The organism is Actinosynnema sp. NPDC037264 (genome assembly GCF_055603705.1).
Genome location: NZ_JBVJVK010000140.1, coordinates 1 through 1331, shown reverse-complemented (window position 1 = coordinate 1331; position 1331 = coordinate 1). Strand labels below are relative to the sequence as shown.

Genomic DNA, 1331 nt, shown 5'->3' with positions numbered 1-1331 from the left:
GGATGCTCCTATGGATGTCAAGCTGCGGTTTCAAGATCGGTTGGGGTAGGCGTAGCGGGGCAGAGGACCGAGTAGACCTCGCGGGCGATGTAGCGCTTGAGGCAGCGCATGATCTCCTTCTTCGACATGCCCTCCTTGGTCCGGCGGTCGACGTAGTGACGGGTGCGGAGGTCCCAGCGGAGGCGGCAGAGCACGACGCGGTGCAGGGCTGCGTTGGCTTGGCGGTCCCCGCCGCGGTTGAGCCGGTGGCGGTTGGTCCGCCCGGAGGAGGCCGGTAGCGGCGCGGCGCCGCAGAGCATCGCGAACGCGGCCTCGGACCCCAGCCGCTCGGGGTTGTCGCCGGCGGTGACCAGCAGTTGCCCGGCGACATCGGGTCCGACGCCGGGCAACTGGAGCAGCCGGGGGTTGGCCGCTTCGACCAGTGGCGCGATGAGCTCGTCCAGTTCGGTGATCTCGGTGGACAACCGTTGGTGGCGGCGGGCGAGGGCGCGCAGGGCGATCCTCGCCGCCACCGTCGGGTCGGCGACCCGGCCATGGTCGGGCCGCGCTGCCGCGCAGATCCCGATCAGTCGGCGGTCGCCCAGGCCGCGCAGCTGTTCGCGGAGGCATTCGGGCGCGGTGACGATCAGGGCCTTCATCTGCTTCTGGACGTCGGCGCGTTGGGCGACGGCGCTGCGGCGGGCCACTCGAAGGTTGCGCAGCGCCTCCACTTTTCCGTCACGGTCCTTGGGTGTCCCGGTGCGTCGGGCGGCCAGGGCGGCGCGGGCGGCGGCCTCGGCGTCGACCGGGTCGGACTTGCCCTGCCAGCGGCGGGCCTTGCGGTCCGGGCGGTCGATCTCGACCAGCGCCACACCCTCGGCACGCAGGTAACGGGCCAGGCCGGCGCCATAGGCGCCGGTGCCTTCCACGCCCACCAGCACCAACGTCCCCAGGGACCGCAGCCAGGTCAGCAGCTGTCGGTAGCCGGCCGCGGACGCCGGGAACCGGGCCGATCCGAGCATCCGCCCGGTCGTGTCGACCGCGGCCGCGGTGTGGGTGTCCTTGTGCGTATCGACGCCACCGGTGACCTCGACGTCGTGTTGTGCCATCGTGGGCATGACCGTCCTGTTCTCTGAACCGGGCAGGGCGGCACGCACCAGCCAGGCGAGCGGACAAGACAGTGATGGGGCCTCTGGCCAGGCTCCTATGAGGTCACAACGCCACGTCCGGTGAGTGCAGGCGAGCGCCTCCCGGCCCGGGCCGACAGATCCCGTTGAGGACCCGAAGTCAGTCAGTCCTGGGGTCAGACCCCAGCCGGGAGGTGCTCACCTACATCCTCACTGTCAGTCCTC

General features: G+C 71.1%; 1 protein-coding gene. It reads right to left on the bottom strand.

The window, feature by feature from the left end:
- Positions 1–17: 17 nt before the first annotated feature.
- A complete protein-coding gene (locus ACZ7GX_RS45705) occupies positions 18–1097 on the bottom strand; it encodes an IS110 family RNA-guided transposase (RefSeq protein ID WP_498786929.1) in 1080 nt (359 codons plus the stop codon).
- Between the last annotated feature and the right edge of the window lie 234 nt (positions 1098–1331).

Excerpts from the sequence above, each read along its gene's own strand:
- ACZ7GX_RS45705 (WP_498786929.1), bottom strand. The coding sequence starts at position 1,097 with ATGCCCACGATGGCACAACACGACGTCGAGGTCACCGGTGGCGTCGAT.